The sequence below is a fragment of the Micromonospora sp. NPDC049203 genome (genome assembly GCF_043197215.1).
GTDB lineage: Bacteria > Actinomycetota > Actinomycetes > Mycobacteriales > Micromonosporaceae > Micromonospora.
On the sequence record NZ_JBICSV010000001.1, the window covers coordinates 936,661 to 952,969 of the forward strand.

Below are 16,309 nucleotides of genomic sequence, written 5' to 3' on the forward strand. Positions count from 1 at the left end.
TCGTCCTCGCGTAAGGAGCGCAACCGTGACCGACCAGCACGACCACGACGGCCCCGACGCCGCTCTCCGGGCCGACATCCGCCGCCTCGGCACGCTGCTCGGGCAGACCCTTGCCCGCCAGGAGGGCCGTCCGCTGCTCGACCTGGTCGAGGAGATCCGCGCCCAGGTCCGCTCCGACGTGCCGGCCGCCGCCCAGCGCCTCGCCGGGCTCGACGTCACCACCGGCACGAAGCTGGCCCGTGCCTTCTCCACCTACTTCCACCTGGCGAACATCACCGAGCAGGTGCACCGCGCGCGGGACCTGCGCCGTCGCCGCGCCACGCACGGCGGCTGGCTGGACCAGGCGGCCAAGATGATCGCCGAGCGGGGCGTACCGGCCGAGGAGATCGCCGCGGCGGCCCGGCGGCTTGCCGTACGCCCGGTCTTCACCGCCCACCCGACCGAGGCGGCCCGCCGGTCCATCCTGTCCAAGCTGCGCGCGGTCGCCGACGAGCTGGACACCGAGACCGCGAACGCGATCCTCTACGGCGCCAGCGACGAGGGCCCGGCGAACCGCCGCCTGGCCGAACTGCTCGATCTCATGTGGCAGACCGACGAGCTGCGGCTGGACCGGCCGGACCCGACCGACGAGGCGCGCAACGCCATCTACTACCTGCGGGACCTGTACGCCGAGGCCGCGCCGCAGGTCCTCGACGACCTCGCCGACACGCTGCGCACGCTCGGCGTGGAGACGTCACCGACGTCCCGCCCGCTGAGCTTCGGCACCTGGATCGGCGGCGACCGCGACGGCAACCCGTTCGTCACGCCGGTGGTCACCCGCGAGGTGCTGCGCATCCAGCACGAGCACGGCATCGCCGCCACCGAGAAGGCGATGGACGAGCTGATCACCGAGGTCAGCGTCTCCCGGCGGCTGCGCGCGGTGTCGCTCGACCTGTCCGCCAGCCTGGCCAAGGACCTCGACGCGCTACCGGAGGTGGCACCCCGGTTCCGCCGGGTGAACGCGGAGGAGCCGTACCGGCTCAAGGCGCGGTGCGTGAAGGCGAAGCTCGCCAACACCCGGGAGCGGCTGCGCGCCGACACCCCGCACGTGCCGGGGCGCGACTACCGGGGCTCGGCCGAGCTGATCGCCGACCTGGAGCTGCTGCGCGCCTCGCTGGCCCGCAACTCCGGTCAGCTCACCGCCGTGGGGCGGCTCGCCTCGACCATCCGTACGGTGTCCGCGTTCGGCCTGCACCTGGCCACCATGGACATCCGGGAGCACGCGGAGAAGCACCACGAGGTGCTGGCCCAGCTCTACGAGGCGGTCGGCGAGGTGTCCGACTACCCGGCCCTGTCCCGGCTGGAGCGCACCAAGCTGCTCGCCGACGAGCTGACCGGCCGCCGTCCGCTCTCCACCCAGGACAGCCCGCTCACCGAGTCGGCCCGCAAGACGTTCGACGTGTTCGCGGCGATCCGCGAGGCGCAGGACCGGTTCGGCCCCGAGGTCATCGAGTCGTACATCATCTCGATGACGCTCGGCGTGGACGACGTGCTCGCCGCGGTGGTGCTGGCCCGCGAGGCCGGCCTGGTGGACGTGCACTCCGGGCGGGCCCGCATCGGCATCGTGCCGCTGCTGGAGACCCCGGCCGAGCTGAACGCCGGTGGCGAACTGCTGGACGAGCTGCTGTCGCTGCCCGCGTACCGGGCGCTGGTCGCGGCGCGGGGCGACGTGCAGGAGGTGATGCTCGGCTACTCCGACTCCAACAAGGAGGCGGGCATCACCACCAGCCAGTGGTCCATCCACCGGGCGCAGCGCGCGCTGCGGGACGTGGCCGCGCGGCACGGTGTGCACCTGCGGTTGTTCCACGGCCGGGGCGGCACCGTCGGCCGGGGTGGCGGCCCCACGCACGACGCGATCCTGGCCCAGCCGTACGGCACGCTCGACGGCGCGATCAAGGTGACCGAGCAGGGCGAGGTCATCTCCGACAAGTACACGCTGCCGGCGCTGGCCCGGGAGAACCTGGAACTGACGGTGGCGGCGGTGCTCCAGGCCACGCTGCTGCACACCGCGCCCCGGCAGCCGGCCGAGATGCTGGAGCGCTGGGACGCGGCCATGGACGTCGTCTCGGAGTCGGCGTTCCGGTCGTACCGGTCGCTGGTCGAGGACCCGGACCTGCCCGCGTACTTCTGGGCCTCCACCCCGACCGAGCTGCTCGGCGCGCTGAACATCGGCTCCCGGCCGGCGAAGCGCCCGAACACCGGTGCCGGACTGTCCGGCCTGCGGGCCATCCCGTGGGTGTTCGGCTGGACGCAGACCCGGCAGATCGTGCCGGGCTGGTTCGGCGTGGGCTCCGGGCTGGCCGCCGCGCGGGCGGCCGGGCTGGCCGACGTGCTCGCCGAGATGAACCGGAACTGGCACTTCTTCCGCACGTTCCTGTCGAACGTCGAGATGATGCTGACCAAGACCGACCTGACCATCGCCCGGCGGTACGTGGAGACGCTGGTGCCGAAGAAGCTGCACCCGATCTTCGACAAGATCGAGCAGGAGTACGAGCTGACCAAGCAGGAGGTGCTGGCGGTCACCGCCTCACCGGCGCTGCTGGACAACTCCCCGGTGCTCCAGCGCACGCTCGCCGTGCGGGACACCTACCTGGAGCCGCTGCACCACCTCCAAGTGGCGTTGCTGCGGCAGTACCGCGAGTCCGGCGCGGCCGGGCGGGCGGTGGCGACCGCGCCGGGTGGGCGACGCGCCCCGAACGACGGCACGGCCCTGGAGCGGGCGCTGCTGACCACCGTCAACGGCATCGCCGCCGGCATGCGCAACACCGGCTGAGGTGTAAGGAAGGGCCCCCTCTTAACGCCTCGTGCATAAGAGGGGGCCCTTTTTAACGCATGCGCCGAGCGCGCCCGAGTGGCGCGAGTGGCGCGCTCGGACGCGCGGTCTCGGACGCGCGGCGCCGGCTAGAAGTCGCCGCCGCCGAAGTCCCCGCCGAAGTCGCCGCCGCCGAAGCCACCGAAGTCGCCGCCGCCGAAGCCACCACCACCACCGAAGTCGCCACCGGCGTCGCCGCCGCCCATGTCGCCGCCCTGGTCGCCGAAGTCCTGGCCGTCGCCGAAGCCCTCCTGGTAGCCGGCGTCGTAGCCGTACCCGGGGTCGGCGAACGCGGGCGAGAACAGCGCGTCCGCGATCAGCATGCCGCCGACCACACCGACGCCCGCCCCGAGCGCGGTCTTCCACCACGGCGTGGAGTACCAGCCGGCCGGCACCGGCCGCCCCTGGAACCGCCCACCGGGGTAGTAGTAGGGCGTCGCGTTCCCCGGCTGCGGGCCGGCCCGGAACGTCTGCCCCTGCACGTCGACCTGGCGTTCCTTGGTGAGCGCGCCGGCGCCCTGGGCGGAGGCGAGCGGCGGCAGCTCCGGGCCCGGGTCGATGCCCATCGCGGTCCGCGCCGCCCGGATGTACGCCAGCCCTTCCAGCGCGGTCTCCCGGGCCAGCCCGAACTGGCGCGGCGTGCTCGCCTGCTCCAGCTGCGAACCGGCCGCGTTGTAGCGCTCACCGGCGTCGGCGAGCGCCTGCCGGACCGCCGGGGCGTCGCCGTGCAGGTTCATGAGCTGGCCGCCGAGCCGCTCGTACCAGCGCTGCGCCTCGGCGCGGGCGTCGGCCAGCTCGTTCGACCGCCGCGACCTGCTCCCCCTTCGCCAGAACACGAACGCACCTCCGAGCAGCAGGATCAGGACCAGCCACAACGCGAACTCCATGACTCAAACGTACCCACCGGGCGCTCGTCGTACCCGTTTGGCAAGCTCTTGGCCATGAGCTTTGCGACGCTGGCCGTGGTGCTGCTCTGCCTCGCCGCGGGCGGCGCGGTGGGCTGGCTGGCCGCGCGGGCGCGCGCGGCGGCGGACATCGCCCGCCTGGAGGCGACGCTCGCCGCCACCAAGGCCGGCGAGGGGCGGCTGGAGCAGTCCATGCGGGCGCTCAGCTACGAGGCGACGGCGCAGTCCCAGGAGGCGGTTGCCCGCGCGGTCGCGCCGCTGCACGAGACGCTGCGCCGCTACGAGCAGCGGGTGGCCGAGCTGGAGCGGGACCGCGTCGACGCGTACGCCGAGCTGCGCGAGCAGGTGCGCGCCATGAGCACGGTCTCCGGCGAGCTGCGCACCGAGACCAAGCAACTGGTCGCCGCGCTGCGCGCGCCGCAGGTGCGGGGCCGCTGGGGCGAGCACCAGCTCCGCCGGATCGTCGAGGCCGCCGGCATGCTGGAGCACTGCGACTTCAGCGAGCAGGTCACCGCCGCGACCGACCACCAGGGGGTACGCCCCGACCTGGTGGTACGCCTGCACGGCGGCCGGACGGTGGTGGTGGACGCCAAGGCGCCGTTCGACGCGTACCTGACCGCGATGGAGGCGCGCGACGAGCGCGGGCGCGACACCCACCTGGACGCGCACGCCCGGCACCTGCGCGCGCACGTGGACGCCCTGGCCGCCAAGTCCTACTGGTCGGCGTTCGACCAGACACCCGAGTTCGTGGTGTTGTTCGTGCCGGCGGACCCGTTCCTCGACGTGGCGCTGCAACGCGACCCGTCCCTGTTGGAGCACGCGTTCGCCCGCAACGTGGTGCTCGCCACCCCGGCCACTCTGGTGGCGCTGCTGCGCACGGTCGCCTACTCGTGGCGGCAGGAGGCGCTGGCGCGCAACGCGGCCACCGTCCACTCGCTGGCCCGCGAGCTGTACGCACGGCTGTCCACACTGGGTGACCACGTCGGCAAGCTCGGCAGTTCGCTGAGCGGGGCGGTGACGGCGTACAACAGGGCGGTGGGGTCGCTGGAGGCGCGAGTGCTGGTCAGCGCCCGCAAGCTGGCCGAGCTGGGTGTCTCCGACGACGAGCTGGCCACCCCGGCGCAGGTCGAGCTGGCGCCGAGGCAGCCGCAGGCACCAGAGCTGCTGGGGACGCCGTCCACATCGTCCGAGAGGTCGGCAGGCGTCGACATCTAGCACGGCACGCGCGATGACGTAGGCCGATCCGTATCACGGACTGATCACAAACCCAGGCCGAGTAGTGACACCTGCCGTCGTGACACGCAGGATCACCGTCACACGTGCCCTGCCCCTCGAGGGCCCTGTTCTCTGGAGGAAGAGAACGTTGAGTAGACCCCGCACGCGCAGCCGGCGACCGTCCGCCGCGCTCCTGGCCTCGGTCCTCGCGGCCGGCGCTCTGACCGTCGGAGGTGGCGCCGGTACCGCGAGCGCCGCCCCGGCCCCCCAACCCTCGCAGCCGACCGCCGCGAAGGCACTGGGCGCACACGACGCCAAGCTGCTCGACGAGGCCGAGGCGAAGAACGCGCCGACCGTCACGATGATCGTCGCGGCCAAGAAGGGCTCGACCAAGAAGGTCGTCGACGGCCTGACCGCCCTGGGCGCCACCGTCAGCCAGCGGTACGACCAGATCGGCTACGTGCTGGCCCAGGTACCGACCGCGAAGGCGCTCAAGGCCGCCACGCTGCCCGGTGTCGCCGCCGTCGACCTGGACGAGACCATCAAGCTCCCCGACCCGGCCCCGGAGGCGGCCCCGAAGGGCGCCAAGACCGCCGCGCAGGCCCAGACGCTGGCCGGGCCGGGCGGCGACACCGGTGCGGTGAACCCGTACATGCCGACGAACGAGACCGGCGCGGAGTCCTTCAAGGCCGCGAACCCGCAGTGGGACGGCCGCGGCGTCACCATCGGCATCATGGACTCCGGTGTGGACCTCGATCACCCGGCGCTGCAGCAGACCACCACCGGCGAGCGCAAGATCGTCGACTGGGTGACCGCCACCGACCCGCTGGAGGACGCGTCCTGGCGGCCGATGCTGACCGAGGTCAGCGGCCCGACGTTCACCACCTCGCTCGGCACCTGGACGGCGCCGGCCGGCAACTACCGGTTCAACGTGTTCCGCGAGAACATCACCGCGAACAGCGACGCGCGGGGTGACCTCAACCGCGACGGGGACACCACCGACTTCTGGGGCGTGCTCTACAGCCCCACCACCGGTGACGTCCGCGTCGACGCGAACCAGAACAACGACTTCACCGACGACGAGGTGATGCGGCCGTACAAGGAGAAGTTCCAGGTCGGCCACTTCGGCACGGACAACCCGGCCACCGCCGTACGGGAGCAGATCCCGTTCGTGGTCGAGTACCGGCGCAACGTGAACACCGCCCCGGTCGGCGGCCCCGGCCTGGTCGACTACGTCAACATCGGCATCGTCGAGAGCACCCACGGCACCCACGTCGCCGGCATCACCGCCGCAAACGACATGCTCGGCAACAGCGCCTTCGACGGCGCCGCCCCGGGTGCCAAGCTGGTCTCCGCCCGCGCCTGCTCCTGGGGTGGCGGCTGTACCGCGGCGGCGCTCACCACCGGCATGGCCGACCTGGTGATCAACCGCAAGGTCGACGTGGTGAACATGTCGATCGGAGGCCTGCCCGCGCTCAACGACGGCTCGAACGCCCGCGCGGTCCTCTACAACGACCTGATCAACACCTACGGCGTGCAGCTGTTCATCTCGGCCGGCAACTCCGGCCCGGGTCTGAACACCGTCGGCGACCCGTCGGTCGCCACCGACGTGGTCAGCGTCGCGGCGAGCATCAGCAAGGACACCTGGCTGGCCAACTACGGCTCGGTGGTCCGCAAGGACAACGCGCTGTTCAACTTCTCCTCGCGCGGCCCGCGTGAGGACGGCGGCTTCAAGCCGAACGTCGCCGCTCCGGGCTCGGCCATCTCCACCGCGCCGACCTGGCAGCCGGGCAACCCGGTGCCGGAGGCGGGCTACCCGCTGCCCCCGGGCTACCAGATGCTCAACGGCACCTCGATGGCCGCCCCGCAGGCCACCGGCGCCGCCGCGCTGCTGCTGTCGGCCGCCAAGGCGACCGGCAAGGGCGTCACCCCGGCCGCGCTGCGCCGGGCCGTCTACACCTCGGCCCAGCCGATCGCGGATGTCCCGACGTACGCGCAGGGCTACGGCATGTTCGACGTGCCGGGCGCGTGGAGCCTGCTCGCCAAGGGCGTGCCGACCCGCACCTACACCTCCGAGGCGCCGGTCTGCACCGAACTGTCGCCGAACCTGACCCGCTACGACCGGGCCTCCGGCACGTTCGTGCCGAACCCGAACGTCGGCACCGGCCTCTACAACCGCTGCGCCGCCGACCGCGGTGGCCAGAAGGTCAAGGAGAGCCGCCACTACGAGGTGAAGCTGACCCGCACCAGCGGCCCGAACAAGGGCATCAAGCACGAGGTCGCGTTCCGCGGCAACGACGGCACCTACAGCGCCCCCAAGGTGGTCTGGCTGCCGCTGAACAAGACCGTCACGGTCAAGGTGAAGGCCAAGCCGATGACGGCCGGCGCCCACGGCGCCATCATGACCGTCGACGACCCGGCCACCAATGTGGTCGACTTCGAGGTCGCCACCGTCGTGGTCGCCTCGAACCCGGTGTCCGCTCCGGCGTACTCCTTCTCGGTCGACGGCTCGGTCGAGCGGAACGGCTTCCGGTCGTACTTCGTGACCGTCCCGCCGGGTGCGGGTGCGCTCCAGGTCAACCTGTCCGGCATCGCGACCGGCTCGCAGACCCGCTTCATCGCCATCAACCCGTACGGCGTGCCGGTCGAGAGCACCGCCAGCACCGCCTGCTACACCAACTTCTCCGACGCCGCGGTCTGCAAGCCGCAGGAGCGGGACTACCAGAACCCGCTGCCGGGCGTGTGGGAGATCGAGGTGGAGGCGCGTCGCACCTCGCCGGCGTTGGACAACCCGTTCCGGCTGCAGGCCCGCGTGCAGGGCGTCAAGGTGGAGCCCGCAGTGGTCCAGCTCCCGTCGGTCACCGCGGGCACCCCGGCCTCGGTGAGCTGGAAGCTGACCAACACGTTCGGCCCGGTCCAGGTGACCGGCGTCGGCGGTCCGCTGGCGAGCGCCCGGGCCGAGCGGCCCAGCATCACCGAGGGCGCCACCCAGGAGTACGTGGTGGAGGTGCCCGAGGGCGCCACCTCGTTCACCGCCCGGATCGGCAACCCGTCCGACCTGAGCGCCGACCTGGACCTGACCGTCTTCCGCGGCACCACCCAGGTGGGCCAGTCGGCCGACGGTGACTCGGAGGAGGCGGTCACGCTGACCAACCCGACGCCGGGCACCTACCGGGTCGTGATCGACGGTTACTCGATGAGCGACCCGAGCACCGCGTACGACTACCGGGACTCGTTCGCGTCCCCGGCGCTGGGCACGCTCTCCGCGCCGTCCACGCCGCTGTCCCTGGCGTACGGCGCCACCGCCACCCTGACCGGTGCGGTGACCGCCCTGTCCACCCCGGCCGCCGGCCGGGAGCTGTACGGCGACATGGCCGTGACCACCACCGAGGGCGCGGTCGTCGGCCGCGGTTCGGTCGAGGTCCTCGCGGTCAACTGAGCCGCTGACACGACGGAGCCCCGTCCCCTCTCGCAGGGGGCGGGGCTCCTTCGTGTCGTCAGGCGGGGCGGGCGGACTCGACCACGAACGGGGTGCCCTGCTGGCAGGTGGTCATCATGCCCGGCTCGGGGCGGCCGGTGACCTCGACCCGGGCACCGGCCTTGAGCACGTCGCGCGGGCCGCCGACCAGCAGGTGACCGTCGAGCAGCAGGCAGTTCGGCTCCACGCCGGCCTGCACGGTGCCGCTGATGACGGTCCCGCCGACACCCGGCGGCGTCGACGGGCCGCCCTTCCAGGAGGGGTCCGGGCGGGTCGTCGGGCTGGTGCCGGGGTCGGGCTGGCTGGTCACCGGGGCGGCTCCCGTCGTACTCGGGCTCGGGCTCGGGCTGGAATCGGCGGACCCGTCGCCGGGCGCGGCGCAGGCGGTCAGCGCGAGGCCGGCGAGCAGTGCGACGAGCACCGTACGAGGAGTCTTCATGATCGGTTGGACGCGGCGGGCGGCCGATCCGTTCCCGGTCAGCCGCGCGCCGCGGCGGCGGCCTTCATGTCGCGCTTGAGTTCCTGCGGCAGCGAGAACGTCAGCCGCTCGTCCGCCGTGGTGATCTCCTCGACGTCGCCGAAGCCGCGCTCGGCCAGGTGCGCGAGCACCTGCTGGACCAGCTCGTCGGGCACGCTCGCGCCGGAGGTCACACCCACGGTGCGGGCGCCGGCCAGCCAGGCGTCCTCGATCTCGTGCGCGAAGTCGACCAGGTAGCCGGCGCGGGCCCCGGCGTCCAGCGCCACCTCGACCAGCCGGACGGAGTTCGAGGAGTTGCGCGAGCCGACCACGATCACCACGTCGCACTCCGGGGCGATCTCCTTGACCACGTGCTGGCGGTTGGAGGTGGCGTAACAGATGTCGTCGCTGGGCGGCGACTGGAGCAGCGGCAGGCGCTTCTTGAGCCGGGCCACGGTCTCCAGCGTCTCGTCCACGGACAAGGTGGTCTGGGACAGCCAGACCACCTTCTCCGGGTCGCGCACGGTGACCTTGTCGACCCCGTCCGGGCCGTCGACGAGCTGGATGTGGGCGGGCGCCTCACCGGCGGTGCCGATGACCTCCTCGTGCCCCTCGTGGCCGATGAGCAGGATGTCGTAGTCCTGCGCGGCGAAGCGGCGGGCCTCGTGGTGCACCTTCGTGACCAGCGGGCAGGTGGCGTCGATCGCCCGCAGCGAGCGCTGCTTGGCCTGCTCGTACACCTCGGGGGCCACGCCGTGGGCGGAGAAGATGACTGTGGCGCCCTCCGGCACCTCCTCGTTCTCCTCCACGAAGATCGCGCCCTGGGCCTCCAGCGTGCGCACCACGTGCTTGTTGTGCACGATCTGCTTGCGCACGTAGATCGGAGCGCCGTAGAGCTTCAGCGCCTCCTCGACGGTCTGCACCGCCCGGTCCACGCCCGCGCAGTAGCCGCGGGGGTTGGCCAGGAGCACGCGCTTGCCGGTCCGGGGAGTCGTCTCAGCGTCAGTCACAGGCCCATCGTACGTGCCGCTCTCCCGCGCGGCAGCGGCCGCGAGGCGCGCGCGGGCGCTGTCGGTGCCGGGTCGTAGGGTGGGCGGGTGAGCGCGGGAGAAGACGGCCGAGGGGCGCCGGACGGGCGGAGCACGGCCGAGGAGCCGTGGCCGGTCCGGGTGGTCAGCCAGAAGGTCGGCGCCTGGATCGCCCGCCTGGGCTGGGTGTGGGTCGACGGCCAGGTGGCGCAGATCAGCCGCCGCCCCGGCGCGAGCACCGTCTTCCTCACGCTGCGTGACCCGTCGGCCGATCTCAGCCTCACCGTCACCACCAACCGGGACGTGCTGGACGCGGGCGCGCCGGAGCTGCGCGAGGGTGCGCGGGTGGTGCTGCACGCCAAGCCCGAGTTCTACGCCGCCCGGGGCACGCTGAGCCTGCGGGCCGACGAGATCCGCCAGGTCGGCCTCGGTGAGCTGCTGGCCCGGCTGGAGAAGCTCAAGAAGCTGCTCGCCGCGGAGGGCCTGTTCGACAGGGCCCGCAAGCGGCGGCTGCCGTTCCTGCCGGGCCGGGTCGGCCTGATCACCGGCCGCGCCTCGGCGGCCGAACGGGACGTGCTGACGAACGCCCGCCGCCGGTGGCCCGCCGTCGACTTCCGCACGATCAACGTGGCGGTGCAGGGGCCGAGCGCGGTGCCGGACATCGTCGGCGCGCTCAAGGTGCTCGACGCCGACCCGGCCGTCGACGTGATCGTCATCGCCCGGGGCGGCGGCGGCATCGAGGATCTGCTGCCCTTCTCCGACGAGGCGCTGTGCCGGGCGGTGTTCGCCTGCCGCACCCCTGTGGTCAGCGCGATCGGCCACGAGACGGACGCGCCGCTGCTCGACTACGTGGCCGACGTGCGCGCCTCCACCCCCACCGACGCGGCCAAGCGCATCGTGCCGGACCTGACCGAGGAGACCCGGCTGATCGGGCAGGCCCGGTCCCGCCTGGAACGGGCCGTTCGTCACCTGGTCGACCGGGAACAGCACCGGATCGACCTGCTGCGCTCCCGTCCGGTCCTGGCCCGCCCGCAGGTCATGGTCGAACAGCGGGCGGTGGACGTGTCGGCGCTGCGCGACCGCGCCGGCCGCACCCTTGAGCACCGGCTGCGGGGCGCCACCGACGACCTGCGGCACACGCTGGCCCGGCTGCGCGCGCTGTCCCCGGCGGCGACGATGGAGCGCGGCTACGCGATCGTGCAGCGCGCCGACGGCCACGTCGTCCGCGCGGCCACCGAGGTGGCGAAGGGCGACGCACTGCGGGTACGCCTCGCCGAGGGCGAGCTGACCGCCACCGTCGACGGCTGAGGGAAGAGGAACCATGACCGGGACGAAGCAGGACGAACAGCTCAGCTACGAGCAGGCCCGCGCCGAGTTGGCCTCGGTGGTGGAGCGGCTGGAGGCGGGTGGCACCTCGCTGGAGGAGTCGCTGGCCCTCTGGGAACGCGGCGAACAGCTCGCCGGGGTGTGCCAGCGCTGGCTGGACGGCGCTCGCGCCCGCATCGACGCCGCGCGCCAGCGCGCCGAGGACTGACCCGAAACGAATCCTGGGCAGCTCCCGCTCGGCGCGGGAACTGCCCAGGTCTCGGGGAGCGGTGGGTCAGTTGAACAGGCCGTACAGCTCGGCGGGCGCCTCGACGACCTGGTCGGCCGAGGGCTTCTGGGCCGGGGCCGCGTTGCCGTAGTCGGTGTAGGTGATCTTCAGGTCCTGCGCGGCGCTCTGGCCGGCGGCCGGGATCTTGAGCACCATCTCGCTGAGCCGGCCCTGCGTGTCGACCTTGGCGGTGAACGGCACCGACTGGGCCTGCGCCCCGAGCGCGGTGATCACGGCCGGGTCGAGCGAGCCCGCCTGGGCGGCCTTCGACACGTCGACGGTGCCCTCGTACGCGCCCTCGCCGGTCTGCCGCACCTCGGTGATGCCCTGGGTGAGCACGGCGCTGCCGGCCGGGTCGAGCTTCTCGAAGTCGAAGCCGAGCGCCCGGTTGCCCTTGATCCGGTTCTGGTCGAGGTGGTGGTACTTGCCGGTGTTGAGGTTCTTCACGCCGGGGATCTGCGCGGCGGCGGCGCCGCCGAGTTCCAGCTTGACCCAGCTGTCCGGCTTGGCGTGGATCAGGTCCAGCTTCATCATCAGGTCCGACGACGGGTCGCCGATGGTCATCCGCATGTCGGCGCTCTGGCTCGGCTCGTGCACCTGCCCTTCGGCGGTGGAGCCCGCGCCGGTCATGGTGAACTTGAAGTTCCCCTCGCGGATCGCGTTGGTGGAGTCGAGCAGGGCCTGCTTGGCCGCGCTGCTGGACGCCGTGGCGCTCGGTGCGACGCTGCCGGAGGCGCTCGGGGTCGCGGAGGCGTCGGACGTCGTCCCGTTGCCGTTGCAGGCCGCCAGGCCGGGAATGAGCAGCGCCGCGGCGAACGCGGTGGCGCTGAAGCGTCGTATCTTCACGTCAACCTCTCCAGGTGGGTCGTCCGGGCTCGATGTCCCTTCTGTTCCCGGAAGCGGCCTTCCGCAATCCCGCCTCACCCGGAGGGAGGACGATCAGCGCAGCGACGTGGCGAGCTTGCGCAGCTCCGACTCCCCCGCGTCGCCGACGACGATCACGGTGCGGTTCGGCTCCAGCAGGACGAGCGCCTGCTCGTTGCCGCGCGCGGTGTAGCGCTGCCAGCTCAGCCCGCCGGGCAGGTCGGCCGCGCCCTGCGGCTGTCCCTCGGTCAGCTCGGCCGGCAGCAGCTTCTCCGCCGGGACGTTGCTCTCCACGAGCTGGGCGCCCCGGCCCTCCGGGTTCACGTAGCCGATGCGCAGCGTGGAGCCGTCCGCCTCGGTCCGGAACCGGGCGTTCACCGTACGCCAGTCGTCGCCCAGCCCGGTCGGCTCGCTGACCGGGAAGGCGTTCGCGGAGCGGGCCTGCTCCAGCGCGGGCGCCGGGTCGACGGTGACCGGCGAGTCGCCGCCGAGGAAGCCCCGGTAGAAGGCGAGCAGCAGCGCGATCGGGACCAGCAGGATCAGCAGGGACAGCGCCATGTCCTTCGGCGACCGCTCGGACCGGGCCTTGCCCCCCGCCGGACCAGCTGCGGGCGCACCCGCTGCCGGTGTCACAGCCGCGGGCTCGCCGGGCGCGGGTGCCACAGCCGCGGGCTCGCCCAGCGCGGGCTGGCCCTCCGGCGGGGTGGCGTCGGTCGGTGTGCGGTCGGCAGGCTGTGCGGCTTCCACCCGGCCATTGTCGCAGCCCACCGGGGGACGTGATCCTGGCCTCCTCCGCCCCGCCGGGACGACGAACCTGAGATCGTGTGAGGATCAGCGACAAACCGGCGGTGGTGACCGCCGGTCCCACCCCGCAACGTCGCGAGGAGGCCGCCATGACAACCACCAGTACGCGGACGCCCCAGGATCTCGACCGCAACCTCGCCCTCGATCTGGTCCGGGTCACCGAGGCCGCGGCGATGGCCGCCGGCCGCTGGGTCGGCCGGGGCGACAAGGAAGGCGGCGACGGCGCAGCTGTCGACGCCATGCGAAAGCTGATCAACTCGATCCCCATGCGTGGCGTCGTGGTGATCGGCGAGGGCGAGAAGGACAACGCCCCGATGCTGTTCAACGGCGAGGAGGTCGGCGACGGGACCGGCCCCGAGGTGGACGTGGCGGTCGACCCGATCGACGGCACCACGCTGATGAGCAAGGGCATGCCGAACGCGCTGGCGGTGCTCGCGGTGGCCGAGCGCGGCGCGATGTTCGACCCGAGCGCCGTCTTCTACATGGAGAAGCTGGCCGTCGGCCCGATGTACGCCGACGTGGTGGACATCAACGCCGGGGTGGCCGAGAACATCAACCGGATCGCCAAGGTCAAGGGCACCGACGCCGCCGAGGTGACCGTGTGCGTGCTGGACCGCTCGCGCCACGACGACCTGGTGAAGCAGATCCGGCGTACCGGCGCCGGGATCCGGTTCATCTCCGACGGTGACATCGCCGGCGCCATCGCGGCGGCGCGTGGCGAGTCGGACGTGGACGTGCTGATGGGCATCGGCGGCACCCCGGAGGGCATCACGGCGGCGTGCGCGCTCAAGTGCATGGGCGGCATGATGCAGGCCAAGCTCTGGCCGAAGGACTCCGACGAGCGCCGCAAGGCGCTGGACGCCGGGCACGACCTGGACCGGGTGCTGTTCACCGACGACCTGGTCACCGGCGACAACTGCTTCTTCGTGGCCACCGGCGTCACCTCGGGTGACCTGCTGCGAGGCGTGCGGTACCGCTCCGGTGGGGCGTACACCCAGTCGATCGTGATGCGCTCCAAGAGCGGCACGATCCGGGTGATCGACTCGTACCACCGGCTGGAGAAGCTCGCCCTCTACTCGGCCGTCGACTTCGACGGCCGACCGCTGGCCGAGCAGGAGTGAGCAGAGCCGGGACGGCGGCACCACCGGCACCGCCGACGCTGTCGACCGGACGACGTGTCGCAGGTGTCGGGCTGGCCACCGCCTCGGGCGTGATGGTCGCCGTCCAGTCCCGGATCAACGGCGAGCTGGGCGTACGCCTGGCCGACGGAATCGCCGCGGCGGTGGTCTCGTTCGGCGTGGGCCTGCTGATCCTGCTGGTGCTGGCCCCCGCCACCCCCGGTGGCCGGCGGGGACTGGCCGCCCTGCGCGGCGCGCTGCGCGCCGGCACGCTGCGGCCGTGGCAGTGCCTGGGCGGCGTGTGCGGCGCGTTCCTGGTCGCGACGCAGGGGCTGACCATCGGCACGCTCGGCGTGGCGGTCTTCACCGTCGCGGTGGTGGCCGGGCAGTCCGGCAGCAGCCTGCTCGTCGACCGGGCCGGCATCGGCCCGACCGGCCGGCAGCCGGTCACCCCGAACCGGCTGATCGGCGCGGTGCTCACCGTGCTCGCGGTCCTGCTGGCGGTGGGCGACCGGCTCGGCGACCCGAAAGCGCTGGTGCTGGCCGTGCTGCCGCTGGCGGCCGGGGTGGGCATCGCCTGGCAGCAGGCGGTGAACGGGCGGGTCCGGGCGGCGGCGGGCAGCGCCATGACGGCCACGCTGGTGAACTTCACAGTGGGCACCGCGGCGCTGCTGCTCACGTTCGCTGTCGACCTGGCGGTACGCGGCCGGCCGGCCGGCGCGTTCCCGGCCGAGCCGTGGCTGTATCTCGGCGGCCCGATCGGCATCGTGTTCATCGCGCTGGCCGCCGCCCTCGTCCGGTTCACCGGGGTGCTGCTGCTCGGCCTGGCCACCATCGCCGGGCAGATCGTCGGCGCGGTGCTGCTGGACCTGGCGCTGCCGACCGCCGCCTCGCACCCCGGGCTGGACACGCTGCTCGGCGCGGCGCTGACCCTGGTCGCCGTGCTCGTCGCCGCCTTCGGCCCGACCCGTCCCCGCACCTAGCGGGCGGCGGCGGGTGCGGCGGCGCGCAGGCCGGTGACCATCTCGTCGACCACCCGGTCCAGCGGCGTCCCCTCGATCCCGAACGTCTCGGTGGCTGCGGTGGAGTCCATCACGAACGGCCCGGCGAACTGGTGCGCGGTCTCCCGCATCTCCTTGGCGAACGGGTCGGCGAGGCCGCCGAGCCAGAGCACCGGGTAGGGCATCCGGGTCAGCCGGGGTGCCGGCGCCCCGGCCCGCTCCGCCGCCCGGTGGGCGAGCGCCCGCATGGACATCGGTGGCGCGCTGGGCACGTGCCAGGCCCGTCCCCAGGCCCGCGGGTCGGCGGCGACCGCGACGAGGGTACGGGCGACGTCCCCGACGTACGTCCAGGTGTGCGGCGCGTCCCAGGCCACCGGCAGGAACACCCGCTGCCCGGCGAGCACCTTGGGCAGCACCATCATGGGCAGCGAGTTGCCGCCGAGGCCGATGTAGTCGGAGCCGCGTACCTCGGTGATCCGGGCCCGGCCGGCGCGGTGGGCGGCCAGGGCGTCGGCCCACATCCGGTTACGGACCCGGCCCTTGACGCCGGTGGCGGCGAGCGGGGTCGCCTCGGTCATCGGGGCGTCGACCGGGCCGTACCCGTAGAGGTTGCCGACTGTCGCCAGCACGGCGCCGCTGCGTTCGGCGGCGGTGAGCAGGGCGGCGGCCAGCGGCGGCCAGTCCGTCTGCCACCTGTGGTATTCCGGGTTGGCGCAGTTGTAGAGCGCGTCCGCGCCCTCGGTGTGCGCGGTGAGCCGGTCCGCGTCGGCGGCGTCGGCGGCCACCCGCTCGATCGCCGCGTGCTCGGGACCGGTGCCGCGCCGGGTGACCATCCGCACGCGCTCGCCGCGCTCGGCGAGGAGGCGGGCGGTGGCGGTGCCGACGGGGCCGGCGCCGACGATCACGTGCAGTGCCATGACAGGTCCACCTTCACTGAAGCAGTAATCCGAATCGAGAGCATCGCTCTCGCAACAGAGCATGACTTACGCGGCGG

Annotated in this window: 13 protein-coding genes; 7 read left to right on the forward strand and 6 right to left on the reverse strand. The window is 72.9% G+C overall.

Annotated elements, in window-relative coordinates; translation table 11 throughout:
• Positions 1–25: 25 nt before the first annotated feature.
• Positions 26–2,812 (forward strand): phosphoenolpyruvate carboxylase, encoded by a 2,787-nt coding sequence (gene ppc, locus ACGFIA_RS04385; protein ID WP_357381643.1) that lies wholly within the window; start codon positions 26–28, stop codon positions 2,810–2,812.
• A gap of 128 nt (positions 2,813–2,940) precedes the next feature.
• Here ppc and ACGFIA_RS04390 read toward each other — a convergent pair whose 3' ends face one another.
• Positions 2,941–3,738, reverse strand: coding sequence for a hypothetical protein (locus tag ACGFIA_RS04390; protein WP_357470137.1), 798 nt, complete (start codon positions 3,736–3,738; stop codon positions 2,941–2,943).
• A gap of 54 nt (positions 3,739–3,792) precedes the next feature.
• On the opposite strand from ACGFIA_RS04390, the gene ACGFIA_RS04395 reads away from it, so the two are divergent.
• Both ACGFIA_RS04395 and ACGFIA_RS04400 read left to right on the forward strand, forming a co-directional pair.
• Positions 3,793–4,971 carry a DNA recombination protein RmuC gene (locus ACGFIA_RS04395; RefSeq protein WP_357470134.1) on the forward strand — a complete coding sequence of 393 codons (1,179 nt, stop codon included), beginning with the start codon at positions 3,793–3,795 and terminating at the stop codon, positions 4,969–4,971.
• Positions 4,972–5,119: 148 nt separating this feature from the next.
• Positions 5,120–8,410, forward strand: coding sequence for a S8 family serine peptidase (locus ACGFIA_RS04400; RefSeq protein WP_357478878.1), 3,291 nt, complete (start codon positions 5,120–5,122; stop codon positions 8,408–8,410).
• Between the two features lie 58 nt (positions 8,411–8,468).
• Here ACGFIA_RS04400 and ACGFIA_RS04405 read toward each other — a convergent pair whose 3' ends face one another.
• On the reverse strand, positions 8,469–8,888 hold the full coding sequence (locus tag ACGFIA_RS04405) for a hypothetical protein (RefSeq protein WP_357381635.1): 420 nt from the start codon (positions 8,886–8,888) through the stop codon (positions 8,469–8,471).
• A 38-nt stretch (positions 8,889–8,926) separates the two neighbouring features.
• The gene (locus ACGFIA_RS04410; protein ID WP_357381633.1) at positions 8,927–9,916 is read right to left on the reverse strand and encodes a 4-hydroxy-3-methylbut-2-enyl diphosphate reductase; all 990 of its coding nucleotides are present in this window, start codon (positions 9,914–9,916) and stop codon (positions 8,927–8,929) included.
• A gap of 87 nt (positions 9,917–10,003) precedes the next feature.
• Between ACGFIA_RS04410 and xseA the strand changes: the two genes are divergently transcribed.
• Complete coding sequence (gene xseA, locus ACGFIA_RS04415; protein WP_357381631.1) at positions 10,004–11,242, forward strand: exodeoxyribonuclease VII large subunit; 1,239 nt, start codon at positions 10,004–10,006, stop codon at positions 11,240–11,242.
• Between the two features lie 13 nt (positions 11,243–11,255).
• A complete protein-coding gene (locus ACGFIA_RS04420) occupies positions 11,256–11,468 on the forward strand; it encodes an exodeoxyribonuclease VII small subunit (protein WP_128136699.1) in 213 nt (70 codons plus the stop codon).
• Between the two features lie 66 nt (positions 11,469–11,534).
• Here the strand turns inward: ACGFIA_RS04420 and ACGFIA_RS04425 are convergent, their stop codons facing one another.
• Both ACGFIA_RS04425 and ACGFIA_RS04430 read right to left on the reverse strand, forming a co-directional pair.
• Complete coding sequence (locus ACGFIA_RS04425; RefSeq protein ID WP_357470118.1) at positions 11,535–12,374, reverse strand: hypothetical protein; 840 nt, start codon at positions 12,372–12,374, stop codon at positions 11,535–11,537.
• A gap of 93 nt (positions 12,375–12,467) precedes the next feature.
• Positions 12,468–13,139, reverse strand: coding sequence for a DUF4245 domain-containing protein (locus tag ACGFIA_RS04430; RefSeq protein ID WP_393258506.1), 672 nt, complete (start codon positions 13,137–13,139; stop codon positions 12,468–12,470).
• Between the two features lie 146 nt (positions 13,140–13,285).
• On the opposite strand from ACGFIA_RS04430, the gene glpX reads away from it, so the two are divergent.
• Entirely contained in the window at positions 13,286–14,317 is a 1,032-nt protein-coding gene (gene glpX / locus ACGFIA_RS04435) for a class II fructose-bisphosphatase (protein ID WP_252453116.1), read from the forward strand.
• Entirely contained in the window at positions 14,314–15,297 is a 984-nt protein-coding gene (locus ACGFIA_RS04440) for a DMT family transporter (RefSeq protein WP_393258509.1), read from the forward strand. The genes glpX and ACGFIA_RS04440 overlap by 4 nt, the downstream gene beginning before the upstream one ends.
• Here the strand turns inward: ACGFIA_RS04440 and ACGFIA_RS04445 are convergent.
• Entirely contained in the window at positions 15,294–16,232 is a 939-nt protein-coding gene (locus ACGFIA_RS04445) for an NAD-dependent epimerase/dehydratase family protein (RefSeq protein WP_393258513.1), read from the reverse strand. The two genes, ACGFIA_RS04440 and ACGFIA_RS04445, sit on opposite strands and share 4 nt — an antisense overlap.
• Positions 16,233–16,309: the final 77 nt, after the last annotated feature.

Excerpts from the sequence above, each read along its gene's own strand:
- ACGFIA_RS04390 (WP_357470137.1), bottom strand. The coding sequence starts at position 3,738 with ATGGAGTTCGCGTTGTGGCTGGTCCTGATCCTGCTGCTCGGAGGTGCG.
- ACGFIA_RS04395 (WP_357470134.1), top strand. The coding sequence starts at position 3,793 with ATGAGCTTTGCGACGCTGGCCGTGGTGCTGCTCTGCCTCGCCGCGGGC.
- ACGFIA_RS04405 (WP_357381635.1), bottom strand. The coding sequence starts at position 8,888 with ATGAAGACTCCTCGTACGGTGCTCGTCGCACTGCTCGCCGGCCTCGCG.
- ACGFIA_RS04420 (WP_128136699.1), top strand. The coding sequence starts at position 11,256 with ATGACCGGGACGAAGCAGGACGAACAGCTCAGCTACGAGCAGGCCCGC.
- glpX (WP_252453116.1), top strand. The coding sequence starts at position 13,286 with ATGACAACCACCAGTACGCGGACGCCCCAGGATCTCGACCGCAACCTC.
- ACGFIA_RS04445 (WP_393258513.1), bottom strand. The coding sequence starts at position 16,232 with ATGGCACTGCACGTGATCGTCGGCGCCGGCCCCGTCGGCACCGCCACC.